Genomic DNA, 26,402 nt, shown 5'->3' on the forward strand with positions numbered 1-26,402 from the left:
CTTAACAAAACAGATGTAGAACGCCGGGTTTCCGGTCTGATTATAAGCTGGCGATTAAAGCATGCGACGGGGGGAAAAACAGTGATGCAGGCAAGGCTTCCAGGGAAAGCAATGCAGCCGGCCCACCAGGGGCCGGCGCAAAATCATTATGGCAGCACTTTCGCTGACAGAATGACGATAGGTTTGCTCGGGACGTTTTGGTACGGGCCTACGTTGCCGGTCGGCGCCTGGGAAATTTTATCCACCACGTCCATGCCTTTGACCACCTTGCCGAATACCGCGTAACCGAAATCGCGTTGGCCGTGATCCAGGAAGGCGTTATCCGCCACGTTCAGGAAGAACTGGCTGGTCGCACTGTCTTTGTCGGCGGTACGTGCCATCGAAATGGTGCCGCGCAGGTTACGCAGGCCATTATCCGCTTCGTTCTTGATCGGGGCCTGAGTAGATTTCTGCTGCATATCCGCAGTAAAGCCACCACCCTGAACCATAAAGCCCGGGATCACGCGGTGGAAAACGGTGTTGTTGTAATAGCCGCTGTTCACGTAGTCGATGAAGTTCTTGGTGGAAACCGGAGACTTCTGACTGTCGAGCGCCAATTCGATATTCCCTGCCGAGGTGGTCAGCATGACATGAGATTCACCGGCAGCGAGCGCAGCGGGTGCCATTGCTGTCAGGGAACACAGCGCAACGAAGGTCACTAAAGTACGTTTGAACATTAACGGGTCCTTTCTCTAAGAGACAAACAACGGAAAAGCGCCTTGATTCTAAAGAGCTGAACCTGCGAGTGCCAGCCATTTACCTATATTTACGCAATTGTGGGACATATCTCATTCAGCCCCGAATTTAACTGCCAAAAGTATGATCGCCTTAGACCTTTTTGCCAACTGCATCACGCATTTTTTGCCCTTTTTACCCCTTGGTCGCTTTTTGCGACACAACTCCCGGTTTCATTTCCCATTCGGGTTAATCTAGAGAAATGAGAGCGCTCTCATTTTGAGGCGACATTGAAAATAGTGAATATCCGCCGGCACCGCTGCCGCGCAATAACAGGAGAAATAATGTGAGTGAATTGATGACTGAAATCAGCCCCGATTTTGAAAGCACCATCATGGAGCTGCTGGTGTTCTCCGGTGGCGCCCGCAGCAGTGCGCTGATGGCGTTGCAGCAAGCGCGTGCCGGCGACTTTACCGCCTCAGCCAAGCACATGGCCGAATCCAAGCAGTCGGTGAAAAAAGCCCATCTGATCCAAACCCAGCTGATCGGCATGGATGAAGGCTGCGGCAAACTGGCTATCAACCTGATTACCGTCCATGCCCAGGATCACCTGATGAACGCCATGGTGATCCAGGATCTGGCGGATGACATGATTGAACTTTATCGCCGTCAGGCTCAGTTGGAGGTTCGCGCATGAGTTCCTTGAAAATCGCCGTGATCGGCGGTGGCAGCAGCTACACACCAGAATTGGTTGATGGACTGATCCAACGCATCGAAGAACTGCCGGTAACCGAGCTGGCGCTGGTGGATGTCGAGCCTGGCCGCGAAAAGGTGGAGATCATTGCCGCACTGACCGAACGCATGCTGGCGCGCCATGGTCTGGAGCAGGTCAAGGTCAGCGTGCATTTCGAGCTGGATGAGGCTATTCGGGACGCGAACTTCGTCCTGACCCAGTTCCGCGTCGGCCAGCTGCCGGCACGCGCCGCCGACGAACGTTTGGGGCTGAAATACGACTTGATAGGGCAGGAAACCACCGGCGTTGGCGGCTTTGCCAAGGCACTGCGCACCATCCCGGTGATGCTGGATATCGCCCGCAGAGTGGAAAAACTGGCGCCGGATGCCTGGATCATCAACTTCACCAACCCGGCCGGCATCGTTACCGAAGCGGTCTCCCGTTATACCAAAGCGAGAATCATCGGGCTGTGCAACGTGCCGATCAGCATGCACCATATGATCGCCAACATGCTGAAAAGCCCTTCTCAAGAAATACAGCTGCAATTTGCCGGGCTGAACCACATGGTCTGGGTGCATCAGGTGCTGCAAAACGGTCATGACGTCACCGGCAAGGTGATCGATATGCTGTGCGATGGTGCCGCATTGACCATGAACAACATTAAGGAAGAACCTTGGCAGCCGGACTTCCTGCGCGCCGTGGGCGCAATCCCTTGCCCCTACCACCGCTATTTCTACCAAACCAAAGAGATGCTGGCGGAGGAAATTGCCGCAGCGGCCGAGCGCGGTACCCGTGCCGAGCAGGTGATGAAGGTAGAGAAAGAGCTGTTTGAGCTGTATGCCGATCCGCACCTCGACAGCAAACCGGAACAATTAAGTTTCCGCGGTGGATCATATTATTCGGAAGTCGCGCTGGAGCTCATTCGTGCGATCCATAATAATCTCGGTACGCAATTAGTCGTCAATACCGCAAACCGTGGCGCTATTCGCGGTTTACCGGACGACGCGGTGATAGAAACCAACTGTATCGTCGATGCTCAGGGCGCCCACCCGCTGACCTTCGGCACGCTGCCGGATTCCATGCACGCGCTGACCCAACAGGTGAAAGCCTACGAGCGCCTGACCATCGAAGCCGCCGTGCATGGCGATCGCCGCAGCGGCCTGCTGGCGTTGGTGACCAATCCGCTGGTCGGCAATGCCAATGTGGCTCAGCCGCTGCTGGATGAAGTGTTGGCAGTGAATGCACCTTATCTGCCACAGTTTAAATAGCCGCCGGGCCAGCCGCAGTGGCTGATACATTGCTATAACTAATTTGTAGGGGGTCGATACGTCGACCCCATTTTTGTCGTAATCAGGAGTCGGATGATGGTGACACTGGAAGATGTCGCAGCCTTGGCGGGCGTGTCCCGCGCCACCGTGTCCCGCGTAGTGAATGGCGACACCAACGTTAAAGGGCAGACCCGCGAGAAGGTTGAGCGAGCGGTAGCCCAGCTCGGCTACACCCCCAACCCTGCAGCCCGTGCACTGGCCTCCAGCCACAGCAACACCTTGGGGCTGGTCACCACCTCCTACCGCGGCGGCTTCTTCGGCGCGCTGATGGACTTTGTACAAACCGAAGCCGAATCCCACGGTAAACAGTTGCTGGTGACCCAGGGCCGCAACAGCGCCGAAAACGAATGGCAGGCGATTCAACGGCTTTTCAGCCTGCGTTGCGACGGCGTGATCCTCCATGTCCGCTTCCTCAGCGATGACCAACTGCGCCAGTTGGCGACAGAACAACGCCCTTTCATCCTGCTCGATCGTCTGGTGCCCGGCCTGGAAGACCGCTGCGTCACCTTCGATCATCCGCGTGCCAGCCGCATGGCGACCCAACGGTTGATTGATGCCGGCCACCGACATATCGCCTGTATCAGCGGCCCGCGCGACCGCCCTTCCAGCCACTTGCGGCTACAGGGGTTTGAACAGGCAATGCAGGCCGCGCATATCAAACCGGTAGCCTGCGTCGAAGGGCTTTACGATCTGGAGAGTGGCTATCGCTGCGCCGACCAGCTGCTGCAAATGAAAACCACACCAACCGCCATCTATTGCTGCAATGAAGAGATGGCCATCGGCGCGTTGCTGGCGATCAACGAGCACCGCCTGCGGGTTCCGCAAGATATCTCACTGATCTGTTACGACAGCGGCGAACGCGCGCCCTTCGTGCGCCCAGCGCTGAGCAGCGTGCATTTCCCGATTACCGAAATGGCGCAATACGCCGCAAGGCGGCTGATTGATCCGACCACGCCAGAGGTCAGCTTCTCGCCGATCATCATCAGCCGAGATTCCATCGTGGCGGTGAACTAACAGATCACAAAAATATTTCACCACCGCTCATTCATTGCATCAAAAAATCGACAGCCATCACAAAAACTCCCGTTGTCTGTGCTAGGATCCGCTCCCTGGTGGCCTGATCGGGACTTTTTTCTGCTTTTGCCAGGAAAAGCCAGCGGCCCTATGCCAGTTTTAAACTCCTAACAGACATAATCAGGCCTATATAATGAATGACAGCAACCGTCTACGGCTTACCTGGATCAGCTATTTTTCTTACGCGCTGACCGGTGCTTTAGTTATCGTCACAGGGATGGTGATGGGGAACATTGCAGAGTATTTTAATCTGCCGGTTTCCAGCATGAGCAATACTTTTACCTTTCTTAACGCCGGTATTTTGATTTCGATCTTCCTCAATGCCTGGCTGATGGAAATTATCCCGCTGAAACGTCAATTGATGTTTGGCTTTGTGCTGATGGTGCTGGCTGTCGCCGGGCTGATGGTAGGCAAAAGCCTGACCATGTTCTCGTTGTGCATGTTTGTCCTTGGCGTGGTCAGCGGTATTACCATGTCGATAGGCACCTTCTTGATCACCCATATGTACGCCGGCCGCCAACGCGGTTCGCGCCTGCTGTTCACTGACTCCTTCTTCAGCATGGCCGGGATGATCTTCCCGATTGTCGCCGCAATGCTGTTGGCGCGTCAGCTCGGCTGGTACTGGGTGTATGCCTGCATCGGTCTGCTGTACGTAGGTATCTTTGTGCTGACCCTGTTCTCCGAGTTCCCGGTGCTGGGCAACAAAGGCGCCGACGCCGGCCAGCCGGTGGCGAAAGAGAAATGGGGTATCGGCGTGCTGTTCCTGTCGATCGCCGCACTGTGCTACATCCTCGGCCAGCTTGGCTTCATCCAGTGGGTGCCGGAATACGCCACCAAATCGTTCGGCATGGATATCAGCCAGGCCGGTAAACTGGTGAGCGATTTCTGGACCTCGTACATGGTGGGCATGTGGGTGTTCAGCTTTATCCTGCGCTTCTTCGATTTGCAGCGCATCGTCACCATTCTGGCCGCTTTGGCGACCGGTGCGATGTACATGTTCGTCAGCACCGATAACCCGGAACACCTGGGCTACTACATTATGGCTCTGGGCTTCGTTTCCAGCGCAATCTACACCACGCTGATCACTCTGGGCTCGCTGCAGACCAAGGTTTCCTCACCGAAACTGGTCAACTTCATCCTGACCTGCGGCACCATCGGCACCATGCTGACCTTCGTGGTCACCGGCCCGATCGTCGCGAAAGGCGGCGCGCACGCTGCGCTGACTACCGCTAACGGCCTGTACCTGGCGGTGTTCGTCATGTGTCTGCTGCTCGGTTTCGTGACCAAGCACCGCAGCCACGGTCACGTGACGCACTGATCTGCTAGCGCGATATAAAACGCGCTTTTACCAAGAGATCAAAATCCGGTGAGTCCCCGTCACCGGATTTTTTATATGTTTTGGCGGGCAAAATGAGTCCAGGCCCATAAGCGATTTGCCCCTTGTCTTCATGACCTCAACTAATTAAAAAGACTTTTAATGAGCCCCCATGTTATTAAAGAGTTGTTTAATAACGTTCAGGTTTATTAAAGGAGAGTTTAATGAAGCGCACATCTGGCCGATTTATGACAACCCAGAGTCATCAGGAAAGCGTCAATGCCTTTGTACCTGTGCCTTTACCGCCGTCTGCTCCTGTCCTTGATTCCCAATCCTATCAACAACTCAATACCCGAGCTGAACTTGCGTTGGCCAGACTATCGGGTATGACAGGCCTGGTGACATCGGGGGAATGGCTCATCTACAGTGCAATAAGACGAGAGGCATTACTCACCTCTCAGCTTGAAGGGACTCAGGCGACGCTGACAGATGTTTTTGATGAAGAGGCCGGATTGTCTGTAACCAATGCGAATGATGTCGAGGAGGTCACCCGGTATCTGCAGGCATTCAGGTTTGTCCGCGAGCAGATACTCTCTCCGACGGGATTACCTGTATCGGTCCGCTTACTCACCGAGGCCCACAAAGTTCTCCTGGATGGCATTCGGGGTACCAATAAGCAGCCGGGCAGTGTACGAACCAGTCAGAACTGGATTGGCGGTACGCGACCAGGTAATGCGGCGTATGTTCCACCGCCACCCGAGCATGTCACCCGTTTACTGGCAGATCTTGAGATTTTTATACACGATGAAGCACCTACCTTACCCCCCCTGGTGAGGATAGCTTTGGTGCATGCCCAGTTTGAAACCATTCACCCTTTTCTTGATGGAAATGGCCGTATAGGTCGTTTGCTGATCGCCATGTTACTTGAGACATGGAAACTTTTGCCTGAGCCATTATTGTATCTGTCAGGATATCTGAAAGCTCATCAGGCTGAGTACTATCGTTGTTTATCTGAAATCAGGAGCAATGGGGACTGGGAATCGTGGGTGACTTTCTTTCTTGAAGGGGTTGAAATAGCGGCAGAGGAAGCACAACGAAGCATCATTCAGATAGCTTCGTTGATCGCAACTGACAGGAAAAAAATTCTCGCTACTGCATCAAGTACATTACAAACACTGCGCCTCTTTGAGTTATTACCCACCATGCCAAAATTGACTGTGGAACGCGCTCAGGCGGAGTTGGCCGTCTCCTTCCCTACTGCCAGCGCCGCCGTCAAAGCGCTGGAAAATGCAGGGATCCTGATGGAAACGACAGGTCGGCTAAGAAGCAAAAGCTACGTCTATCAGGCCTATGTAGATATATTGCGCAATGATTAACAACAATGTGTGATAGAGCATTGGTAACCAAAGAAAATCGGTCGGCAACCCGATCTTAACGCCGGAAATCCACCTTCTCATCCTGTGCCAGATACAGCGTGGTTTCGGCTGGCTGAGTCTCGGCAATCACCGCTCCCTGACGTATCGAATAGCGTACCGGTGTCTGTCGGCGCACCGCATCAAAGCCGCTTTCCGCCGGCAGAATCACCAGGTTGGCGCTGTTGCCCGCCTTCAGTCCGTAATCGGTCAGATTCAGGGTACGTGCGCTGTGGCTGGTGATCAGTTTCAACCCGTCGTCGATCTGGCCGTATCCCATCAGTTGGCACACATGCAGCCCCATATGCAGCACCTGCAACATGTTGGCGGTGCCCAGCGGGTACCAGGGGTCGAACACATCGTCATGGCCAAAACAGATGTTGATATCCGCCTCCAGCATCTCCTTCACCCGGGTGATGCCGCGCCGTTTCGGGTAGCTGTCGAAACGCCCTTGCAAGTGGATATTCACCAGCGGGTTGGCGACAAAGTTGATACCGGACATTTTCAGCAGGCGGAACAGCCGTGAAGCATAAGCGCCATTGTAAGAGTGCATCGCCGTGGTGTGACTGGCGGTCACCCTGGCGCCCATATCCAGTTTCAATGCCAGCGCCGCCACGGTCTCGACAAATCGCGACTGTTCGTCGTCAATCTCATCGCAGTGGACATCCACCAGCCGATCGTATTTCTGCGCCATAGCAAACGCCTTGTGCAGCGATTCCACACCGTATTCCCGGGTGAACTCAAAGTGCGGAATGGCCCCTACCACATCGGCCCCCAGCCGCAGCGCCTCTTCCAACAAGGCTTCGCCGTTGGGATAGGACATAATGCCCTCCTGCGGGAAAGCGACGATTTGCAGCGTGACCCAGGGAGCGACTTCCTGCTTCACTTCCAGCATCGCACGCAACGCCGTCAGGGTCGGATCGGAGACATCAACGTGGGTACGCACGTACTGCACGCCGTTGGCGATCTGCCATTTCAGCGTCTGCCAGGCGCGTTGTTTGACGTCCTCATGGGTCAGCAGCGCCTTGCGCTCCGCCCAGCGTTCAATGCCTTCAAACAGGGTGCCTGACTGATTCCAGGCCGGCTGCCCGGCGGTTTGGGTGGTATCCAGATGGATATGCGGTTCGACAAACGCCGGCTGCGCCAGCCCACCCTGCGCATCCAGCACGTCGCTGCGCCACTCCTGCCCTTCCGGCTGCGGCACGATATGGGCAATGCGGCCCTGTTCAATGGCCAGTTGCCACAGCCCTTCATGCCCGCTTAAACGCAGGTTATCGATAAACTTCAATGGACTCTTGGCCACCCTTCACCTCTGCTGTTGCCGCCTGTTTTATTCATCATACTGGCAGCGGATCAGACTGACAAAGCCACCTTGCGGTTATTCCCCCCCCGTTACTCCCAAATAAGTAGAATTCGCATCAACTGGCTCGTTTCAGCTAAAGGTGAATAAAAACCGCAACTTATCAAATATCGATAAAAATCATCCATATACCACATAAGAGGTATATGGAGGGACGCTTGATTTGCATCAATAAATTGCCCGTTGGGAAGAATAAGGTAACCCTAGGAAACCAGAATTTTGAGGCAATAATGAGCAGAGTCAAACTTGCTGTCATCGGGAACGGCATGGTCGGCCACCGATTTATCGAAGATCTGTTGGAAAAAGCAGACAAAGACCAGTTCAACATCACCGTATTTTGCGAAGAACCGCGCATCGCCTACGATCGCGTGCACCTGTCTTCTTATTTTTCCCACCACACCGCCGAAGAGCTTTCGCTGGTTCGTGAAGGTTTTTATGAAAAACAGGGCGTGAAGGTGCTGGTCGGTGAACGCGCCATCACCATCAACCGCAGCGAAAAAGTCATTCACTCCAATACCGGCCGCACGGTGTACTACGACAAGCTGATCATGGCCACCGGCTCTTACCCGTGGATCCCGCCGATCAAAGGCTCCGACAGCCAGGACTGTTTCGTCTACCGGACCATTGAAGATCTGAACGCTATCGAAGCCTGCGCACGCCGCAGCAAACGCGGTGCGGTGGTCGGTGGCGGTCTGCTGGGGCTGGAAGCCGCAGGCGCGCTGAAAAGCCTGGGCGTAGAAACCCATGTGATTGAGTTCGCGCCGGTGCTGATGGCAGAGCAGCTCGATCCCATGGGCGGCGATCAGCTACGTCGTAAAATCGAACGCATGGGCGTCAAAGTCCATACCGGTAAAAACACCCAGGAAATCGTCAACGGCGGGGAACAGGCGCGCAAGACCATGCAGTTCGCCGACGGTTCCGCGCTGGAAGTCGACTTTATCGTCTTCTCCACCGGCATCCGTGCCCAGGATAAACTGGCGCATCAATGCGGGCTGGCCACCGCACGCCGGGGCGGCATCGTAATTAACGACAGTTGCCAAACCTCGGATCCGGACGTTTACGCCATCGGCGAATGTGCCTCATGGCGCGATCGCACCTTCGGTCTGGTAGCGCCGGGCTATAAAATGGCGCAGGTGACCGCCGACCATCTGCTGGGCCGCGAAAACACCTTCCTGGGCGCGGACATGAGCGCCAAGCTGAAATTGCTGGGCGTCGACGTCGGCGGCATCGGCGATGCCCACGGCCGTACCGAAGGGGCGCGCAGCTACGTTTATCTGGACGAAAGCAAAGAAATTTATAAACGCATCGTAGTCAGCGCGGACAACAAAACCCTGCTCGGCGCGGTGCTGGTCGGCGACACCAGCGACTACGGCAACCTGCTGCAGCTGGCGTTAAACGCCATCGAACTGCCGGAAAACCCGGACGGTCTGATCCTGCCATCACACGCGGGCAGTAAACCGGCCATCGGCGTCGACTCACTGCCGGAAACCGCACAAATCTGCTCCTGCTTCGACGTCAGCAAAGGCGACATCATCAAGGCGGTCGGCATGGGTTGCCATACCGTTGCGGCGATCAAGTCCGAAACCAAGGCTGGCACCGGCTGCGGCGGCTGTATTCCGCTGATCACCCAGGTGCTGAATGCCGAACTGGCCAAACAGGGTATCGAGGTCAACCATCACCTGTGCGAACACTTCGCCTATTCGCGCCAGGAGCTGTACCACCTGATCCGCGTTGAAGGCATCAAATCCTTTGACGAACTGCTGGCCAAATACGGCAAGGGCTATGGCTGTGAAGTATGTAAACCGACCGTCGGCTCGCTGCTGGCCTCCTGCTGGAACGAGTACGTGCTCAAACCGCAGCACACGCCGCTGCAGGATACCAACGACAACTTCCTCGGCAATATCCAGAAAGACGGGACTTATTCGGTGATCCCACGCTCCGCCGGCGGCGAAATCACGCCAGACGGTTTGATGGCGGTCGGCCAGATCGCCAAGGAATATAATCTGTACACCAAGATGACCGGCTCCCAGCGCATCGGCATGTTCGGCGCGCAGAAAGACGACCTGCCGGCCATCTGGAGCAAACTGATTGCCGCCGGTTTTGAAACCGGTCACGCCTACGCCAAGGCGCTGCGCATGTCGAAAACCTGCGTCGGCAGCACCTGGTGCCGCTTTGGCGTCGGCGACAGCGTCGGCTTTGGCGTCAAACTGGAACACCGCTACAAAGGCATTCGCACCCCGCACAAAATGAAGTTTGGCGTTTCCGGCTGCACCCGTGAATGCGCCGAAGCGCAGGGCAAGGACGTCGGCATTATCGCGACCGAAAATGGCTGGAATCTGTACGTCTGCGGTAACGGCGGGATGAAACCGCGCCACGCCGATCTTTTGGCGGCGGATCTCGACAGCGAAACGCTGGAACACTACCTCGACCGCTTCATGATGTTCTATATCCGCACCGCCGATAAGCTACAACGTACCTCGGTATGGCTGGAAAGCCTGGAAGGCGGCATCGATTATCTGCGCAAAGTGATCATTGACGACAAACTGGGCATCAACGCGCAACTGGAAGCCGAAATCGCCCGTCTGCGCGACGCGGTGGTCTGCGAGTGGAAAGAAACCGTCGAACATCCTGAATCTCAGGTGCGCTTCGCTCACTTTATCAACAGCAGCCTGCGCGATCCGAACGTCCAGGTGGTCGCCGAGCGTGAACAGCATCGGCCGGCACGTCCGGATGAACGCATTCCTGTCACCCTGCTGGAAGCCGAGGAGAACAACGCATGAGCCAGTGGACAACCCTTTGCCCCCTCACCGATATTCTGCCAGGCACCGGCGTGTGTGCCCTGATCGGCGACCAACAGGTGGCGATATTCCGTCCCTATGCCGACGAACAGGTCTTTGCCATCAGCAATATTGATCCCTTCGCCCAGGCCAGCGTGTTGTCGCGCGGCCTGATCGCCGAACATCAGGGTGAGCTGTGGGTCGCCAGCCCGTTAAAAAAACAACATTTCCGCCTGCACGACGGTTACTGCCTGGAAGATGACAGCCGCTCCGTCGCGCATTTCACCAGCCGAGTCGTGGACGGCATGGTGCAGGTCGCGGCCTGATACTTTTACTTTAACCTCAGGGGAAGCAGCATGTTCACCGATACCATCAACAAATGCGCCGCCAACGCAGCGCGCATCGTCAGGCTGTCGAAGCACAGCCCGCTGGGCTTTTGGATCAGCTCGGCGATGGCCGGGGCTTACGTCGGCCTCGGCATCATTTTAATCTTCACCCTCGGCAATCTGGTCGATCCGTCCCTTCGCCCGCTGGTGATGGGCGCCACCTTCGGCATCGCGCTGACGCTGGTGATCATCGCCGGTTCGGAACTGTTCACCGGCCACACCATGTTCCTGACCCTGGGCGTCAAAGCCGGCACCATCACGCAGGGCCAAATGTGGGCGGTCTTGCCGCAAACCTGGCTGGGCAATCTGCTGGGTTCGGTGCTGGTGGCGCTGATGTATTATTACGGCGGCGGTAGCCTGTTGCCGGTAGACACCAGCCTGGTACACACCGTGGCGCTGGCAAAAACCACCGCACCGGCAGAGGTGCTGTTCTTCAAGGGCGTGCTGTGTAACTGGCTGGTCTGCCTGGCGATTTGGATGGCCATCCGCGTTGAAGGCGCCGCCAAGTTCATCGCCATCTGGTGGTGCCTGCTGGCCTTTATCGCTTCCGGTTATGAGCACTCTGTCGCCAACATGACGCTGTTCGCCCTGTCCTGGTTCGGTCATCACAGCGAAGCCTATACCCTGAGCGGGATCGGCCATAACCTGCTGTGGGTCACGCTGGGTAATACCCTGTCCGGTGCGGTGCTGATGGGCCTGGGTTACTGGTACGCAACACCCCGAGCCGAACGCCCGCAGGCTGAGAAAGCCACCGCGCGCCAGGCTGCATAATATTTTGGGGCGCCTTGCGCCCTCTGCTGATTGCCCCGAGGATTGCCGATGGATTACCTGCCGATTTTCTGCCAACTGCAACACAAAGCCTGCCTGCTGGTCGGCGGCGGCGAGATAGCCGAGCGCAAAGCGCGCCTGCTGCTGGATGCCGGTGCAGCGCTGACCGTCAACGCCTGCGACTTTACCTCGCAATTCCACGAATGGGCCGCACTTGGCCGGGTCACGCTGGTGGAAGGCGAGTTCAGTGCGGCGTTGCTGGCAGAAAAGTGGCTGGTGATCGCCGCCACCGACCGGGTCGAGGTTAACGCGCTGGTGTACCAATGCGCCAACCAACAGCGGGTGTTTTGCAACGTGGTGGATGATCCCAAGCGCGCCAGCTTTATCATGCCGTCGATCATCGATCGCTCGCCGATTATGGTCGCGGTGTCCTCCGGCGGCAAAGCGCCGGTGCTGGCACGGCTGCTGCGTGAAAAGCTGGAGGCTATCCTGCCCCAGCATCTTGGCAAGCTGGCACAACTGGGCGGTTCATTGCGTCAACGGGTGAAAAAGCACTTCACTGACATCGGCTCACGCCGTCGCTTTTGGGAGAAACTGTTTGCCCACGATCGGCTGGCACAGTCGCTGGCCAATGACGACCAGCCGCTGGCGGAGCGACAGATCGAGGAATTGTTTAGCCATCAACCGCAAGAGTGCGGCGAAGTGGTGCTGGTGGGTGCCGGGCCGGGCGATGCCGGCCTGCTGACCCTGAAAGGTCTGCAGCAGATCCAGCAGGCTGACGTGGTGGTTTACGACCGGCTGGTATCCGATGAAGTCATGACGCTGGTGCGTCGCGATGCCGAGCGTATTTTCGTCGGTAAACGTGCCGGCAACCACTGCGTGCCACAGGAACAAATCAACCAAATCCTGCTCGAACAGGCGCAACAAGGTAAACGCGTGGTGCGGCTGAAAGGCGGTGACCCGTTTATCTTCGGCCGTGGCGGTGAAGAGCTGGAAACGCTGGCCGATGCCCATATTCCGTTCTCGGTGGTGCCGGGCATTACCGCCGCTTCCGGTTGTTCGGCCTACAGCGGCATCCCCCTCACCCATCGCGACCATGCGCAGAGCGTGCGGCTGGTCACGGGTCATGCCAAAAGTGACGGCGGGTTGGATTGGTCAACGCTGGCCGCCGGGCAGCAGACACTGGTGTTTTACATGGGCCTGACGCAGGCGGCAGAGATCCAACGTCAACTGATCGCGCACGGCATGCCTGCCTCTACCCCGGTGGCGCTGGTAGAAAACGGCACTTCCTGCCGCCAAAGGGTGATCGAGGGGGAACTGAGTCACCTGGGCACCCTGGCCTTACAGGCCGCCAGCCCGAGTTTGATCATCGTCGGCAGCGTGGTGAGCCTGCGCAATAAGCTGAACTGGTTCTCCAGCCGGGAGCCGCAGCCGCAACTGGCTCAAATGGCCTAATTCAGACGTAAAAAAAGCGGCCACTGGCCGCTTTTCTTTATGGCGAGTATGGCGAGGATCACTGCGGCGATACAAAACCAACCGCTTGGTAAACCTTGGCCAAAGTTTCCTGAGCGCGCGCACGGGCCTTGGCCGCGCCGTCACGCATCACCTGCTGCAGCAAAGCCTCGTCATTGCGGAAACGGTGATAACGCTCCTGTAGCTCGCCCAGCATGCCGGATACCGCTTCAGCTACCGCACCTTTCAGGTGGCCATACATCTGACCTTCAAACTCGGCTTCCAGTTGAGCGATGCTCTTGCCGGTCACGCCGGAGAGAATATCCAACAGGTTTGACACCCCCGCCTTGTTCGCCACGTCGTAACGCACCACTGGCGGCTCTTCGGAGTCGGTCATCGCACGCTTGATCTTCTTGCTCACTGCTTTCGGATCTTCCAGCAGGCCGATCACGTTATTGCGGTTATCGTCCGACTTGGACATTTTTTTGGTCGGTTCTTGCAGCGACATCACGCGAGCGCCGGACTTGGGAATAAACGGCTCAGGCACTTTGAACACGTCACCGTACAGTGCGTTGAAGCGCTGACCAATGTCACGGCTCAGCTCCAGATGCTGTTTCTGGTCTTCGCCAACCGGCACCTGGTTGGTCTGGTATAACAGGATATCTGCCGCCATCAGCACCGGATAGCTGAACAGGCCGGCGTTGATGTTCTCTGCGTAGCGTGCGGACTTGTCTTTGAACTGGGTCATGCGGCTCAGTTCGCCGAAATAGGTGTAGCAGTTCAGCACCCAGCTCAGCTGCGTGTGTTCCGGCACGTGCGACTGCACGAAGATAGTGCTCTTTTGCGGATCGATACCGCAGGCCAGATACAGCGCCAGCGTATCCAGCGTGGCTTTGCGCAGTTTCTCTGCGTCCTGACGTACGGTGATGGCGTGCAAATCAACGATGCAGTAGATGCAGTCATAATCATCCTGCATGTGTACCCACTGACGCAGCGCACCCATGTAGTTGCCAATGGTCAGTTCACCGGACGGCTGCGCGCCGCTAAATACGATGGGCTTACTCATGTTTAAATTTCCTGATTCTCTAAAGATGACAGCCCAAGAGCGGGCAACAAATCGGCAAAGCGCTCCAACACGCGGTCGGGATGGCTCAGGGCAATCGCCTCGCCGTAGTTATAACCGTAGGTCAGCGCAGCACTCGGGCAGCCGGCCCCCTGTGCCGCCTGAATATCGTTGCGGGAATCGCCCACAAACAGCAACTCGTTGGCACGCAGACCCAACTTGCCGAGTACCAGATACAACGGGGCCGGGTGCGGTTTCTTTTCCACCACGTCGTCGCCGCCGATAATCAGCGAGAAGTAATCGATAATGCCCAATGCGGCCAATAATGGCGCCACAAACGGCGTCGGTTTGTTGGTCACCAGCGCCATCGGATAATCTTGCGCGGCCAATTGGGCCAGCGTTTCCTTCACCTGCGGAAACAGGCGGCTGCCGCTGTCCACGGTTTGCGCATAGAAGTGATCAAAACGCTCGCGCAGCTGCAGGCAGTGTTCCGGCGTGGCTTCCACTTCGGCCCAGCGCAGCGCGCGTTGCACCAGCACGTCTGCGCCATTGCCAATCCAGGTGCCGACCCGCGTCTCACCGGCCTGCGGCAGACCCATTTCCGCCAGCGCCATATCGATAGCGGCTGCCAGCCCCGGCGCGCTGTCTACCAGCGTGCCATCGAGATCAAAGGCCAGAGCGCGGATCGCACTGAAATCAGCCATGCGTCACCTTCGCCAACTCGCTGCGCATTTCGTCAATCACCCGGCGGTAATCCGGCTTGCCGAAGATGGCTGAACCGGCGACGAACATGTCTGCGCCCGCGGCGGCGATCTCGGCGATATTGTCGACCTTCACTCCGCCATCCACTTCCAGTCGGATATCGCGGCCGCTTTCGTCGATCAATTTGCGCACCTGGCGCAGCTTATCCAAAGTGCCATGGATAAACGACTGGCCACCAAAGCCTGGGTTAACCGACATCAGCAGGATCACGTCGATTTTATCCATCACGTAATCGAGATAGCTCAACGGCGTCGCCGGATTGAAGACCAGACCGGCTTTGCAGCCGTGCTCTTTAATCAGTTGAATGGTGCGATCGACGTGTTCGGAGGCTTCCGGATGGAAAGAGATGTAACTGGCACCCGCTGCGGCGAAGTCCGGCACAATGCGGTCTACCGGCTTCACCATCAGGTGCACGTCAATCGGTGCGGTGATGCCGTAGTTACGCAACGCCTGACAAACCATCGGCCCGATGGTCAGGTTGGGAACGTAGTGGTTATCCATCACGTCGAAGTGCACTACGTCGGCACCTGCGGCCAGCACGTTGGCAGTATCTTCACCCAGGCGAGCAAAATCTGCCGACAAAATGGACGGGGCAATCAAAAATTTTTTCATCCGCTATCTCCAAACGTAGGGTTCGAATTTGTTATACGCCGGGGCGTAACCCCGGTTTAACGATAAAGCGCCAAAAGTTCATTCACTTTGCTGCGACCAAGAATATTGCGGCTGATGGTGCGGCGCGCCTTCACCACGTACAGCGAGGCGTGCTGGTACCAGTCACGCGTCAGTTCGGTATCGTGGTTGGAAATCAATACCGGCACCTGGCTTTCTACCGAAAGCTGATGCGCCATCAACGCCAGGCTCTGCTGATCGGCCATGCTGAAGCTGTTGGTGTGGTAGGCGGTAAAATTCGCCGTCGCCGATAATGGCGCATACGGCGGATCGCAATACACCACGGTACCGCGTTCGGCTTTTGCCATGGTATCGCGGTAATGCTCGCAGACAAAAGTGGCGTTGCGGGATTTTTCGGCGAACCAGTACAGCTCTTCCTCCGGGAAGTACGGTTTCTTGTAACGCCCAAACGGGACGTTGAACTCCCCACGCAGGTTATAGCGGCACAGACCGTTGTAACAGTGGCGGTTCAGGTAAAGAAACAGCAGCGCGCGGCGATAAGGATCGGCACTAGTATTAAACTCTTCGCGCAGCAGGTAAAACTGATCCGACTTATTGAATTCATCGGTGAAAAGAAGGCGGGCATCACGCACGAAGTCATCCGTACGCAGCTTAACGATGTTATACAGATTAATAAGATCGCTGTTGATGTCGGCGAGAATATAGGCATCGTATTCCGTGTTCAGAAAGACTGAACCCGCACCCACGAAGGGCTCGATTAAGCAGTCGCCTGCTGGTAGATGACGACGAATTTCGTCCACCAGCGGGTATTTTCCACCAGCCCATTTTAAAAAAGCGCGGTTTTTCTTCATGCCGTCAATTAGCTACTTATTATACAATTCAGAGCGGCGGATTGTACTCTGTTTCAGACAGCACATCAGCGCACAAATTTAAGTGATTGATACCCTTCATTCTTCAAGCCGCGGCCTCGTTGGCTACACACGGTTATTCGGTCTGTTTCCAGACCATTTCAGTCATCTGTCGCGGGCTAAATTGCGCGCCCCGATTAACATGGGCGCAGCATGCTGCGCCCTTATACTATGCCTGAAACCCCTGCTCTTGCCGTCTGGCTGCAGCTTGAAATCTACCGGGTTACTTTTTCAGATCTTGCTGTACCTGGCGTACAGGTCGGACCCATGGTTTTTTCGCCTGAACATCCGCTGGCAGCGTCGCGATTGCGCGCTTCGCTTCTGCCGAAGAGGCATAGTTACCGCTCACCAATACATACCAAGGTTTACCGTCACGCTGGGTCGCATATACCAGATAATGCTGCAGCTTTTGCTGCTTGGCATAGGCGTTGAGCGTATCGGAACGCGAGGCGCTGCTCAGTTGCAGAGTATAATGGCTGGCCGGTGCAGACTGCAGCGAACCGCCGCTGCCGCTTACGGCGCCCGTCTTGGCGCTTGCGGCTCCCGCTTTGGCGGAAGAGGACGGCGCCGGCGTATACACCTTGGTTGGCGTTTTGTGTTGCGAGGCTGTAGCCGCAGGCTTGCTGACGGTTTTTGCCGGTGTTTTATGCTGCTGTGGCGCCGTACCCTGAACCGGACGTACGGTTTCTTTCGCCGCGGCACCGTTCATCAAGGTAGCCGGAGCCGTCGGCAGCGTCGACGCTGGACCGGTCATGCCCTGCGTAGCCGCATCAACCTGGCCCTGTTGCGCTGACAGCGCGTCTGACATATTGCCCGGCAGATCGACACGCTGCTGCGCGCCGCCCTGCGGTGGCTGCGGTTGTGCTTCCGTCGGGGTACTGGAGATCGGTGGGACGCTGACGGTTTGCGGCTGAGAGCTGCTGCTCACGCCGTTATTGTCATTGGTGTCGGTGGTGCCGCCCGGAACACCGGAGTTACCGGCAGTCAGTGACGAAGATCCTGACAGGTTAATGTCTTTAGCCGCACCATTTTGCGCGCCTTCCTGGGCTGCCTCATGCTTGGTTGGCGCTTTCAGCGCCGAGCCAATGCCGACAATCAGCAACAACAGCACCAAAATACCGATACCAATCATTAAATGCTGACGTGAAACGGCAAAACGTGGTCCCGGAGCCGGCTTACGCGAGCGTGCTGGACGACGATCGCTGCTATCAGGTCTGAGATCGTCTTCCGGTTTAAACTCATCCATCTGAAACCCTCCAACTAGAGGCAAAAGCCCACCACTGTAGACCTACCGTGGCACGGGCAGATTAACCCGATGATGGCAAAGCGACGCCAAGCGTGCTTTGCACATAATTAATATAGATGTAAACGGCGGCTAAGCCACTGTTACTTCGTCCGATTTACTTAGGCATTCCCTACAGGAAGGCAAGCGGCGATCGAAGCAAGCACCATATCATGCCCCACTCCGCCACGGACTTCCGCCTGACCAATCGCCGTCGGCAGTACCAGGCGCAGTTCACCGGCCAGTACTTTCTTATCGCGCATCATATGCGGCAGATAAGATCCCGGGGCCATTTGCTGCGGACCACACACCGGTAAACCGGCACGTAACAACAGGGCTTTAATACGTTCAATATCGTCGGTGGAGAACTGACCGAGACGGTGCGCGGTTTCTGCCGCCATCACCATGCCGGCGGCAACGGCCTCACCGTGCAACCATACACCATAGCCCATTTCGGCTTCGATCGCATGACCGTAAGTATGGCCCAGATTCAGCAGCGCACGCAGACCGCTTTCGCGTTCATCCGCGGCGACCACTTCAGCCTTGAGTTCACAGCAGCGGCGGATGCAATAGGCCAGGGCCTGCATATCCAACGCTACCAATGCATCGATATTGTTTTCCAGCCAGACGAAGAAGTCGCGGTCGAGAATAATCCCGTACTTGATCACTTCAGCCAAACCAGAGGAAAGCTCACGCGCCGGCAAGGTTTTCAGGCAATCCAGATCAACCACGACGGAAGCGGGTTGATAGAAGGCGCCGATCATGTTTTTACCGAGCGGATGATTGACGGCGGTTTTACCGCCAACGGAAGAGTCCACCTGCGACAGCAGCGTGGTAGGAACCTGAATAAAGCGGACACCGCGCTGATAACAGGCGGCGGCAAAACCGGTAAGATCGCCCACCACGCCGCCGCCAAGGGCAATCAGCGTGGTATCGCGACCGTGCGGTTTTTCCAACAGCGCCGAGAACACCTGCTCAAGCACGGCAAGGGATTTGTACTGTTCGCCATCAGGTAAAATCACCTGATCCACCATGACGCCGGCCTGCTCCAACACCTTCCGGACAGAGTCCAGATAGAGTGGCGCCAGGGTTTGGTTGGTGACCAGCATGACCTGTTCACCCGCCTTCAGCGGCATAAAAGAAGCCGGATCGTTAAACAATCCGGCGGCTATGGTAATCGGGTAGCTGCGCTCCCCAAGCGTTACGGTAATTCTCTCCATGTCGCGCTCAGTTCTCAGTGTGGTTTATCCCCGCTACTGCGGGGAACACAATCAGTCTTCCGCATTTGCCGTGGCGAACACGGAAACCGCAATCAGTTGCTTTCCAGCATGTTGATAATCTGGTTGGCAACCACTTTGGCGCTTTGATCGTCGGTGCGGATGGTGACATCTGCGATTTCTTCGTACAACGGATTGCGCTCTTTCGCCAGCGCTTCAAGCACTTCACGCGGAGGAGAATCAACCTGCAGCAGCGGACGCTTTTTGTCACGCTGGGTACGGGCCAATTGCTTCTCGATAGTGGTTTCCAGGTACACCACTACGCCACGCGCCGACAGACGGTTACGCGTTTCACGCGATTTAACCGAACCGCCGCCGGTAGCCAGCACGATGCCTTGCTTTTCCGTCAGTTCATTAATGACTTTTTCTTCACGATCGCGGAAACCTTCTTCACCTTCCACGTCGAATACCCAGCCCACGTCAGCTCCGGTACGTCGCTCAATTTCTTGATCGGAGTCGAAAAACTCCATATTGAGTTGCTGAGCTAACTGACGGCCAATAGTGCTTTTGCCGGCACCCATAGGCCCAACCAGAAAGATATTGCGTTTCTCTGCCATGTTTTTCGGTATTACTAAGACAATTCGTTAATGTTAACCCGCCCCGCCAATCAAATCAGCGGCGGGACCTAAACTGAAACCTCATGAACGATAGTGCGAGATCAGACGGAAAATTATCTCAACACTCTTGGTAGTTTGGCAACCGAATAAATCGCAATCCACGCCGCAGGAGGGAAACCATACGTTTTTAACGGCGTCTTGGCGCTAACAAAAAAACCTCGGTGCTCAATTCGGTAACCCTTGTAAGCTAAATCGGCCGCAGCGTCAAACGCAGATGCCCCCAAGGCGATAAAAAAGTGCATCTGCTCATCAACTTTAGGCGATTTCCCGCGAACCTGACGCATTGCCGTTCAGGCCTTAATCAATGTCGGAGTAATGAATATCACCAGCTCGCGCCGTTTATGCTGTTTGCTGCTCTGTTTGAACAAAGATCCCAGCAGCGGCACATCGCCAATCCCCGGCACCTTGTCCGCGCCCTGGGCGCTATGACGCTGAAATACGCCGCCCAAAACAATGGTTTCGCCATCTTTCACCGTCACCTGAGTTTTGATCTCCTGTTTATCGATCGCCAGCGTCTCGCCTGCCGCACGGCTGATGGAACGCCCCGGCATATTCTGGCTGATTTGCAACGTCAGGGTGATGCGACCGTTCGGCAAAATTTTTGGCGTCACCTCCATCCCCAGCACGGCTTCCTTAAATTCTATCGATGTCGCCCCGCTGGCACCGCTGTTCACCTCATAGGGAATTTCAGTCCCTTGTTTGATGCTGGCGGTTTGCAGGTGGGCGGTCAGCAGGCGCGGGCTGGCGATAATTTCTACCCGGTTCTCCTGTTCCAGCGCCATCAGTTCCAGATCCAGCAACCGTCCGCCAATGCGCGCCAGGTGAAAACCGGCACTGACGGCGCTTCGCTCCAGCGGCAATGCCACGTTGAAACCATCCAGTTGCCACGACTTCGCCGGTCGTTCATCCGCGGCCAATCCCCAACGCACGCCCAGTTCCCGCAAACTCTCGCTGTTGATGGTGACGATATGCGCCGCCAGTTGTACCTGCGCCAATGGCGCATCCATTTGCGCGATCCGCTGAGTCAATAACGCCACTATCGGCGCGGTATCGCGCAGCAGCACGGTATTGGTGCGTTGGTCGGCCACCACGCTGCCGCGATCGCTCAGTAACGTGCCATCCTGGGCATTCAGGGCGTCGGCAATCTCGGTCGCATCGGCATGGCTCAACGGCAGGGTCACGCTGTGCAACGGCTGTTTTTGCGCTAACGCCTGCTGTTGCCGCTGCTTCTCCTGTTCGCTCGGCTCGGGAAACACCATCATCACATTGCCTTCCAGCGTCATGGACAGTTTCCCCATGCGCAAAATCACGGCCAGCGCCTGCCGCCAGGGCACGTTATCCAACCTCAGCGTCAGATTGCCGCTCACGCCAGCGGCGGTGACCACATTCAGTTGCTGGTAATCCGCCAGCGCCTGCAGTACCACCGAAACCGGTGCATCCTGAAACTCCAGCGAAATGGGGGCGGGGTCCTGTGCGGCGCTTGCGACAGCACTTCCCCACAGCAAAACCCCGAGCCAACGGCATCCTTTCATTTTTTTTCTTCCTTATGGTTCCCCAACGCCAGCACCACCCTATCCTCGGTCACCGGACACGCCGGATTATCCAGATCCTCTTTCAGCGTCAATTGCCGCTCCAGTACCTGTTCAACCCGCCAGCGCCCAGCCAGCAGCGTTTGTCGGGGTTTGACTCGCAACCACTGCCCGGCTGGCGTGACAATCCAGGCATGGCGCAACGTGGCCCGCCCGATAGTGCCCTTTAATTGCCAGTTCGCCGGCGCGTCCGTCGGTGTCGGGCAGTCAGGCAAGGGCAACGGCCGAAAGGGATCTCGTGGTTGTGCCATCAGCGTCAACGGCAGCAACAGCCACCAGAACCCCAGTTTTTTATTCATGGGGATTTACCGCCGCAACCTCTGCCGAAACGTCACGCTGGAGAGTGAAATGTACTGCCAGTCCTTTCGTTTGTGCTTCAACGGCCATCTGATCGATGCGTAGCCTGGCGGGCAACCTCTCCAGCAGCCTTAATAAACTGCCGTAATCAAGCTGCAGCCACAGGGTTTGCCGCGAGGAGTTTTCCTGCTGCTGCCAGCGTTGCAATCCGGCCCCCACCAGCTGCAACACGTCCGACAACTCGTCATCCGCCACCTGCTGAGGTGCAAGCTGTTGCAGCCTTTGACTCACCGCCTCCAACGTCGGCATACGGGCCAATTGCGCCCACAACGGGGAAATGTGTTGCGCAAGACGTTGCTGCTCGGCCTGGGCTTGTCCCAACTGCTGCCATTTGTCCTGCAACAGCAGCAGGCCGAACAACAGGATCAGGGCACCCAGCACCAGCCACTGTATGACCCACAGCTTCCACCCCGGCAGGTTCAAGCCTTTCGTCAGCCACAACGGCAGTGATTTACTCATCCCGGCCCCACTGCGCCACCAGGGTGAAGGAAAGCAAACCATCCTGGCGCTGCGCCACCTCAGCCAGGCGGTAACGCTGCAACCCCGGCAACCTGGTAAACTGCTGCTCAAACTGCACCACCGCCTCATAACGGCGGCTCAGCCCCCGCAGAGTGAGATTTTGCCCATTGCTTTCCAACGCGATAAGCCACAGCGCAGCGGGCAGCAGAGGAGAGAGTTGTTGCAACAATTGCAGGTAACGTCGGTTATGCGCCAGATTCTTGCCATGTTGCTCCGCCTGCGCGGTTAAATGCGTCAGACGAGTCATTGCCTGTTGCCGCTGTTGGTAGCGTGCCGTCAACTCCGTCTGCTGTTGGAGCAGTGCCAACAGGGCGTGATGCCGTAGTGCCAGTTGTTGACTCAACCAGCCAAAAACCCCCATCAGTACCACCAATACCAGCACCAGTTGCAACACGAACAGGCGTAGCCAAAAGGCACCGCGGCGAAGCTGGATCCGGGCGCGCCAGGGCAAAAGATTAACCTGATACATCAGCAGTCCTCAGCACGCAGCGCCAGACCACCGGCCAATACGAACGCCGCCGGCAATGGGGGCTGCGGTGGATGCAGTTGGCTGAAAGCGCTGAACGGTGACCAGGGGAAGCTCCCCTGCGGGGGCGACTCATCCATCACGCTGCTATAGTAAATCTGCTGCGCAGCGAGTGATGGGCAGGCGGCAAGCATCGCCGCCAGCGCCTGCTCTGCGCCTTCGGCCTCCCCCATCGACACAAGGCCATAAGCAAAGGCCGCGTGAGGCGGGGTGACCCACAGCCACTCCTGATCGAGGCGGTGCAGCAAACCGGCCTCGATCGGCACACCGGCCGCCGTTGCCATCATGCGCAGTGCACAAGGGGTGATATCGACCACCTGCGGCTGCAGATTGGCCTGGCGTAAACAGTGCAGCCACTGTTCCAACTCTTGCTGGCGCGCAGCGGTGAGCAGCAGAGTGATAGGCTCTGGCGGTGATGAGCGGTAATCCAGTGCCAGCGTCTGGCTGTCCAGTGGAAACTGTTTTAGTCCCTGACTGGTGATGTATGCCGCACGCGCTGGCTCTTTCAGCCTGGCGTCCGGCAGCGGCATGCGCTGCTGTAAAACCCGCTGGGCGGGCAAAGCAATGCGTAAGGAAATATGTCTTGGTAACTGAATTCGCCATTGTCGCAGTGCCTGAATCAGCGCATCCGACGGTTCCAGACAGCCTTCGCGCAGCACCGGTTGCGGTAGCCGTTGTTGCCACCAGTGACGCAGTTGCCAGCCGTTGCGGCGGCGCTGTACCGCCAGCGCGCGAATGCAGTGACTTTGTATATCCAGCCCCACCTGCCATGCTTGAGTGAACATATTTCGCCCGACCTCCATATCGTCAGATGATAAAAGAACATATCCATGTTGCAGGCTTGCCTTTATACTACCGCGCGGTTGTTTATAAACTGCCCAAATGACATGAAAATGGGAAATCTCAGGTGAAGTTCGTAAAGTATTTACTAATCCTTGCAGTGTGTTGCATCGTGTTGGGGGCAGCCTCGATCTTTGGCTTGTACAAATATGTCGAGCCACAGTTGCCTGACGTTGCGACGCTGAAAGATGTGCGGCTGCAAATACCGATGCAGGTTTACAGCGCCGACGGCGAACTGATCGCCCAATACGGTGAAAAACGCCGTATTCCGCTGAAGCTGAACCAAATTCCACCGGTTATGGTGCATGCGTTTATCGCCACCGAAGACAGCCGCTTCTATGAGCATCATGGCGTCGATCCGGTCGGTATCTTCCGTGCTGCCTCTATTGCGCTGGTCTCCGGCCATGCGTCTCAGGGGGCGAGTACCATCACCCAACAGTTGGCGAGAAACTTCTTCTTAAGCCCGGAACGCACCCTGATGCGCAAAATCAAGGAAGCTTTCCTGGCGATACGCATCGAACAGATGCTGACCAAAGACGAAATCCTCGAGCTGTACCTGAATAAAATCTATCTGGGGTATCGCGCCTATGGCGTGGGTGCTGCGGCGCAGGTTTACTTCGGTAAAGACGTAAGCCAGCTCACCTTGAGCGAAATGGCGACCATCGCCGGCTTGCCGAAGGCGCCGTCGACCTTCAACCCGCTCTACTCCCACGATCGCGCCGTCGCACGCCGCAACGTGGTGCTGTCGCGAATGATGGATGAGCATTACATCACTCAGGCGCAGTACGATCAGGCTCGCAGCGAAGAACTGGTGGCCAATTACCATGCACCGGAAATCAGCTTCTCCGCGCCGTATCTCTCCGAGATGGTGCGTCAGGAGATGATCAAACGTTATGGCGACAACGCCTATACCGACGGTTACAAGGTCTACACCACCATCACCAAAAAACTGCAGCTGGCGGCGCAGGAGTCGGTACGCAACAACGTACTGGCCTATGACATGCGCCACGGCTACCGCGGCCCGTCCAACGTGCTGTGGAAAGTCGGTGAGGCGGCGTGGGATCAAAAGCAGATCCTCGACTCGTTGAAGAACCTGCCCAACTACGGTCCCCTGTCTCCGGCAGTGATTGTTACCGCCAACGCCGAAGAGGCGACGGCCATGATGGCTGACGGCAGCCATATTGCGCTGCCGATGGCGACCATGCGCTGGGCACGTCCTTACAAATCCGATACTCAGCAGGGCGCAACGCCGAAACGCGTCACCGACGTAGTGCAGGCCGGTCAGCAAGTCTGGGTACGTAAAGTGGGCGAGAACTGGTGGTTATCACAGGTGCCGGACGTCAACTCGGCGCTGGTGTCGATCAACCCGAATGACGGTGCCGTGAAGGCGCTGGTCGGCGGGTTCGACTTCAACCAGAGCAAGTTCAACCGCGTAACTCAGGCGCTGCGTCAGGTCGGTTCCAATATCAAACCTTTCCTGTACACCGCAGCGATGGACAAGGGCCTGACCCTGGCGACCATCCTGAATGACCTGCCGATCACCCGTTGGGATCCAGGTGCCGGCACCGACTGGCGGCCGAAGAACTCACCGCCAACCTACGATGGGCCGATTCGCCTGCGTCAGGGGCTGGGACAGTCCAAGAACGTAGTGATGGTACGTGCGATGCGCGCCATGGGCGTCGACTATGCGGCAGAATACCTGCAGCGTTTCGGCTTCCCGGCACAGAACATCGTGCACACCGAATCGCTGGCGTTGGGTTCCGCGTCGTTCACCCCGCTGCAACTGGTGCGCGGCTATGCGGTACTGGCCAACGGCGGTTATCTGGTGGATCCGTACTTTATCACCAGGATTGAAGACGATAACGGCAACACGGTGTTCGAAACCAAACCGAAGATTGTCTGCAGCAGCTGTAATCTGCCGGTGATCTACGGCGATACCCACCGTTCTGCCGTGCTTTCTGAAGACAACATTGAAAATGTCGCCACGTCGCAGGAAGGTAACAACGGCAACGTGCCAATGCCGAAACTGGAGCAGGTCACCCCAGCTCAGGTACTGCAGGACGGCGATCAGCAGTATGCGCCACACGTCATCAGCACCCCGCTGGCGTTCCTGATGCACGATGCGCTGAACAGCAATATCTTCGGCGAACCGGGTTGGATGGGCACCGCATGGCGTGCCGGGCGTGACCTGAAACGTCGTGATATCGGCGGTAAAACCGGTACCACCAACAGCTCGAAAGACGCCTGGTTCTCCGGTTATGGCCCGGATACCGTGACCTCGGTATGGATTGGCTTTGATGACCACCGCCGCGATCTTGGCCGTGCCACGGCTTCCGGCGCGATACCGGATCAGATCTCCGGCGGCGAAGGCGGTGCGAAGAGTGCTCAACCGGCATGGGATGACTTTATGAAAACCGCGCTGGAAGGCATTCCAGAGCAGAAAGTTACCCCACCACCGGGCATTATCAGCGTCACCATCGACAAGAACAGCGGTAAGCTTTCCGGCGGTGGCGGCGGCAGTCGCTCCGAGTACTTCATCGAAGGGACTCAGCCAACGGACTACCCATCGCGAGATACCGGCACCACGTTGACGGATCCCGGCGGCGAAAGCCACGAGTTGTTCTAACGAAAAAGGGCCAGATTTCCTCTGGCCCTCAGATTGCTGACAAAGCTCGTTATTAGGGAGAGCGTGCCGAAGGGGTCGTAGCGGCTT

Annotated in this window: 25 protein-coding genes; 10 read left to right on the forward strand and 15 right to left on the reverse strand. The window is 56.9% G+C overall.

Annotated elements, in window-relative coordinates; translation table 11 throughout:
- Nucleotides 1–146 precede the first annotated feature (146 nt).
- Nucleotides 147–716 carry a peptidylprolyl isomerase A gene (gene ppiA, locus ACGS9J_RS19160; RefSeq protein WP_442232379.1) on the reverse strand — a complete coding sequence of 190 codons (570 nt, stop codon included), beginning with the start codon at nt 714–716 and terminating at the stop codon, nt 147–149.
- Between the two features lie 356 nt (nt 717–1,072).
- Between ppiA and ACGS9J_RS19165 the strand changes: the two genes are divergently transcribed.
- From ACGS9J_RS19165 to ACGS9J_RS19185, 5 genes are all read left to right on the forward strand, one after another.
- The gene (locus tag ACGS9J_RS19165; protein WP_442232520.1) at nt 1,073–1,411 is read left to right on the forward strand and encodes a PTS lactose/cellobiose transporter subunit IIA; all 339 of its coding nucleotides are present in this window, start codon (nt 1,073–1,075) and stop codon (nt 1,409–1,411) included.
- A complete protein-coding gene (locus ACGS9J_RS19170; RefSeq protein WP_442232380.1) occupies nt 1,408–2,715 on the forward strand; it encodes a 6-phospho-beta-glucosidase in 1,308 nt (435 codons plus the stop codon). Before ACGS9J_RS19165 ends, ACGS9J_RS19170 begins: the two co-directional genes overlap by 4 nt.
- Nucleotides 2,716–2,811: 96 nt before the next feature.
- Nucleotides 2,812–3,789 carry a LacI family DNA-binding transcriptional regulator gene (locus tag ACGS9J_RS19175; protein ID WP_442232521.1) on the forward strand — a complete coding sequence of 326 codons (978 nt, stop codon included), beginning with the start codon at nt 2,812–2,814 and terminating at the stop codon, nt 3,787–3,789.
- Between the two features lie 193 nt (nt 3,790–3,982).
- A complete protein-coding gene (tsgA, locus tag ACGS9J_RS19180; RefSeq protein ID WP_442232381.1) occupies nt 3,983–5,167 on the forward strand; it encodes an MFS transporter TsgA in 1,185 nt (394 codons plus the stop codon).
- A 221-nt stretch (nt 5,168–5,388) separates the two neighbouring features.
- Entirely contained in the window at nt 5,389–6,540 is a 1,152-nt protein-coding gene (locus tag ACGS9J_RS19185) for a Fic family protein (RefSeq protein ID WP_442232382.1), read from the forward strand.
- 55 nt (nt 6,541–6,595) lie between these two features.
- Here the strand turns inward: ACGS9J_RS19185 and ACGS9J_RS19190 are convergent, their stop codons facing one another.
- Complete coding sequence (locus tag ACGS9J_RS19190; protein WP_442232522.1) at nt 6,596–7,864, reverse strand: cytosine deaminase; 1,269 nt, start codon at nt 7,862–7,864, stop codon at nt 6,596–6,598.
- A gap of 302 nt (nt 7,865–8,166) precedes the next feature.
- On the opposite strand from ACGS9J_RS19190, the gene nirB reads away from it, so the two are divergent.
- Genes nirB through cysG form a run of 4 tightly spaced genes read left to right on the forward strand, consistent with a single transcriptional unit; the run spans nt 8,167 to nt 13,322 of the window.
- On the forward strand, nt 8,167–10,716 hold the full coding sequence (gene nirB, locus ACGS9J_RS19195; protein ID WP_442232383.1) for a nitrite reductase large subunit NirB: 2,550 nt from the start codon (nt 8,167–8,169) through the stop codon (nt 10,714–10,716).
- Nucleotides 10,713–11,039: a nitrite reductase small subunit NirD gene (nirD, locus tag ACGS9J_RS19200; RefSeq protein WP_442232384.1), complete on the forward strand. Its 327-nt coding sequence runs from the start codon at nt 10,713–10,715 to the stop codon at nt 11,037–11,039. Before nirB ends, nirD begins: the two co-directional genes overlap by 4 nt.
- A gap of 30 nt (nt 11,040–11,069) precedes the next feature.
- Nucleotides 11,070–11,870 carry a nitrite transporter NirC gene (nirC, locus tag ACGS9J_RS19205; protein WP_442232385.1) on the forward strand — a complete coding sequence of 267 codons (801 nt, stop codon included), beginning with the start codon at nt 11,070–11,072 and terminating at the stop codon, nt 11,868–11,870.
- 48 nt (nt 11,871–11,918) lie between these two features.
- Nucleotides 11,919–13,322, forward strand: a complete 1,404-nt coding sequence (gene cysG, locus ACGS9J_RS19210; protein WP_442232386.1) for a siroheme synthase CysG — start codon at nt 11,919–11,921, stop codon at nt 13,320–13,322.
- Between the two features lie 58 nt (nt 13,323–13,380).
- Here cysG and trpS read toward each other — a convergent pair whose 3' ends face one another.
- The 13 genes from trpS to pilM all read right to left on the reverse strand — a co-directional run bounded on the left by trpS (nt 13,381) and on the right by pilM (nt 23,634).
- A complete protein-coding gene (gene trpS, locus ACGS9J_RS19215) occupies nt 13,381–14,385 on the reverse strand; it encodes a tryptophan--tRNA ligase (protein WP_442232387.1) in 1,005 nt (334 codons plus the stop codon).
- Between the two features lie 2 nt (nt 14,386–14,387).
- Nucleotides 14,388–15,086 carry a phosphoglycolate phosphatase gene (locus ACGS9J_RS19220; protein WP_442232388.1) on the reverse strand — a complete coding sequence of 233 codons (699 nt, stop codon included), beginning with the start codon at nt 15,084–15,086 and terminating at the stop codon, nt 14,388–14,390.
- Nucleotides 15,079–15,756: a ribulose-phosphate 3-epimerase gene (gene rpe, locus ACGS9J_RS19225; RefSeq protein ID WP_442232389.1), complete on the reverse strand. Its 678-nt coding sequence runs from the start codon at nt 15,754–15,756 to the stop codon at nt 15,079–15,081. Before rpe ends, ACGS9J_RS19220 begins: the two co-directional genes overlap by 8 nt.
- 56 nt (nt 15,757–15,812) lie before the next feature.
- On the reverse strand, nt 15,813–16,625 hold the full coding sequence (dam, locus tag ACGS9J_RS19230; protein WP_262241570.1) for an adenine-specific DNA-methyltransferase: 813 nt from the start codon (nt 16,623–16,625) through the stop codon (nt 15,813–15,815).
- A 280-nt stretch (nt 16,626–16,905) separates the two neighbouring features.
- Nucleotides 16,906–17,928 carry an SPOR domain-containing protein gene (locus ACGS9J_RS19235; protein WP_442232390.1) on the reverse strand — a complete coding sequence of 341 codons (1,023 nt, stop codon included), beginning with the start codon at nt 17,926–17,928 and terminating at the stop codon, nt 16,906–16,908.
- Nucleotides 17,929–18,086: 158 nt separating this feature from the next.
- The gene (gene aroB / locus ACGS9J_RS19240; RefSeq protein WP_442232391.1) at nt 18,087–19,184 is read right to left on the reverse strand and encodes a 3-dehydroquinate synthase; all 1,098 of its coding nucleotides are present in this window, start codon (nt 19,182–19,184) and stop codon (nt 18,087–18,089) included.
- 92 nt (nt 19,185–19,276) lie between these two features.
- Nucleotides 19,277–19,798 (reverse strand): shikimate kinase AroK, encoded by a 522-nt coding sequence (aroK, locus tag ACGS9J_RS19245; RefSeq protein ID WP_004391482.1) that lies wholly within the window; start codon nt 19,796–19,798, stop codon nt 19,277–19,279.
- 113 nt (nt 19,799–19,911) lie between these two features.
- Entirely contained in the window at nt 19,912–20,142 is a 231-nt protein-coding gene (locus ACGS9J_RS19250; RefSeq protein WP_442232392.1) for a hypothetical protein, read from the reverse strand.
- A gap of 6 nt (nt 20,143–20,148) precedes the next feature.
- Entirely contained in the window at nt 20,149–21,390 is a 1,242-nt protein-coding gene (hofQ, locus tag ACGS9J_RS19255; protein ID WP_442232393.1) for a DNA uptake porin HofQ, read from the reverse strand.
- Nucleotides 21,387–21,746, reverse strand: a complete 360-nt coding sequence (locus ACGS9J_RS19260; protein ID WP_442232394.1) for a hypothetical protein — start codon at nt 21,744–21,746, stop codon at nt 21,387–21,389. Before ACGS9J_RS19260 ends, hofQ begins: the two co-directional genes overlap by 4 nt.
- Nucleotides 21,739–22,263, reverse strand: coding sequence for a hypothetical protein (locus ACGS9J_RS19265; protein ID WP_442232395.1), 525 nt, complete (start codon nt 22,261–22,263; stop codon nt 21,739–21,741). The genes ACGS9J_RS19260 and ACGS9J_RS19265 overlap by 8 nt, the downstream gene beginning before the upstream one ends.
- Nucleotides 22,256–22,792 (reverse strand): PilN domain-containing protein, encoded by a 537-nt coding sequence (locus tag ACGS9J_RS19270; protein WP_442232396.1) that lies wholly within the window; start codon nt 22,790–22,792, stop codon nt 22,256–22,258. The genes ACGS9J_RS19265 and ACGS9J_RS19270 overlap by 8 nt, the downstream gene beginning before the upstream one ends.
- Nucleotides 22,792–23,634 (reverse strand): type IV pilus biogenesis protein PilM, encoded by an 843-nt coding sequence (gene pilM, locus ACGS9J_RS19275; protein WP_442232397.1) that lies wholly within the window; start codon nt 23,632–23,634, stop codon nt 22,792–22,794. Before pilM ends, ACGS9J_RS19270 begins: the two co-directional genes overlap by 1 nt.
- A 122-nt stretch (nt 23,635–23,756) precedes the next feature.
- Here pilM and mrcA point away from each other — a divergent pair, with 122 nt between their 5' ends.
- Nucleotides 23,757–26,315, forward strand: coding sequence for a peptidoglycan glycosyltransferase/peptidoglycan DD-transpeptidase MrcA (gene mrcA / locus ACGS9J_RS19280; RefSeq protein ID WP_442232398.1), 2,559 nt, complete (start codon nt 23,757–23,759; stop codon nt 26,313–26,315).
- The last annotated feature ends 87 nt before the right edge of the window (nt 26,316–26,402 follow it).

Origin of the sequence: Serratia quinivorans, assembly GCF_052113645.1 — a bacterium.
GTDB lineage: Bacteria > Pseudomonadota > Gammaproteobacteria > Enterobacterales > Enterobacteriaceae > Serratia > Serratia quinivorans_B.

Bases quoted from the DNA above. Each gene is read 5' to 3' on its own strand.
- ppiA (WP_442232379.1), bottom strand. From the start codon at position 716: ATGTTCAAACGTACTTTAGTGACCTTCGTTGCGCTGTGTTCCCTGACA.
- nirD (WP_442232384.1), top strand. From the start codon at position 10,713: ATGAGCCAGTGGACAACCCTTTGCCCCCTCACCGATATTCTGCCAGGC.
- ACGS9J_RS19165 (WP_442232520.1), top strand. From the start codon at position 1,073: ATGACTGAAATCAGCCCCGATTTTGAAAGCACCATCATGGAGCTGCTG.
- aroB (WP_442232391.1), bottom strand. From the start codon at position 19,184: ATGGAGAGAATTACCGTAACGCTTGGGGAGCGCAGCTACCCGATTACC.
- nirB (WP_442232383.1), top strand. From the start codon at position 8,167: ATGAGCAGAGTCAAACTTGCTGTCATCGGGAACGGCATGGTCGGCCAC.
- cysG (WP_442232386.1), top strand. From the start codon at position 11,919: ATGGATTACCTGCCGATTTTCTGCCAACTGCAACACAAAGCCTGCCTG.
- ACGS9J_RS19270 (WP_442232396.1), bottom strand. From the start codon at position 22,792: ATGTATCAGGTTAATCTTTTGCCCTGGCGCGCCCGGATCCAGCTTCGC.
- tsgA (WP_442232381.1), top strand. From the start codon at position 3,983: ATGAATGACAGCAACCGTCTACGGCTTACCTGGATCAGCTATTTTTCT.
- ACGS9J_RS19185 (WP_442232382.1), top strand. From the start codon at position 5,389: ATGAAGCGCACATCTGGCCGATTTATGACAACCCAGAGTCATCAGGAA.
- nirC (WP_442232385.1), top strand. From the start codon at position 11,070: ATGTTCACCGATACCATCAACAAATGCGCCGCCAACGCAGCGCGCATC.
- ACGS9J_RS19220 (WP_442232388.1), bottom strand. From the start codon at position 15,086: ATGGCTGATTTCAGTGCGATCCGCGCTCTGGCCTTTGATCTCGATGGC.
- aroK (WP_004391482.1), bottom strand. From the start codon at position 19,798: ATGGCAGAGAAACGCAATATCTTTCTGGTTGGGCCTATGGGTGCCGGC.
- ACGS9J_RS19260 (WP_442232394.1), bottom strand. From the start codon at position 21,746: ATGAATAAAAAACTGGGGTTCTGGTGGCTGTTGCTGCCGTTGACGCTG.
- ACGS9J_RS19250 (WP_442232392.1), bottom strand. From the start codon at position 20,142: ATGCGTCAGGTTCGCGGGAAATCGCCTAAAGTTGATGAGCAGATGCAC.
- ACGS9J_RS19170 (WP_442232380.1), top strand. From the start codon at position 1,408: ATGAGTTCCTTGAAAATCGCCGTGATCGGCGGTGGCAGCAGCTACACA.
- rpe (WP_442232389.1), bottom strand. From the start codon at position 15,756: ATGAAAAAATTTTTGATTGCCCCGTCCATTTTGTCGGCAGATTTTGCT.
- ACGS9J_RS19175 (WP_442232521.1), top strand. From the start codon at position 2,812: ATGGTGACACTGGAAGATGTCGCAGCCTTGGCGGGCGTGTCCCGCGCC.
- dam (WP_262241570.1), bottom strand. From the start codon at position 16,625: ATGAAGAAAAACCGCGCTTTTTTAAAATGGGCTGGTGGAAAATACCCG.
- ACGS9J_RS19235 (WP_442232390.1), bottom strand. From the start codon at position 17,928: ATGGATGAGTTTAAACCGGAAGACGATCTCAGACCTGATAGCAGCGAT.
- hofQ (WP_442232393.1), bottom strand. From the start codon at position 21,390: ATGAAAGGATGCCGTTGGCTCGGGGTTTTGCTGTGGGGAAGTGCTGTC.
- ACGS9J_RS19265 (WP_442232395.1), bottom strand. From the start codon at position 22,263: ATGAGTAAATCACTGCCGTTGTGGCTGACGAAAGGCTTGAACCTGCCG.
- trpS (WP_442232387.1), bottom strand. From the start codon at position 14,385: ATGAGTAAGCCCATCGTATTTAGCGGCGCGCAGCCGTCCGGTGAACTG.
- pilM (WP_442232397.1), bottom strand. From the start codon at position 23,634: ATGTTCACTCAAGCATGGCAGGTGGGGCTGGATATACAAAGTCACTGC.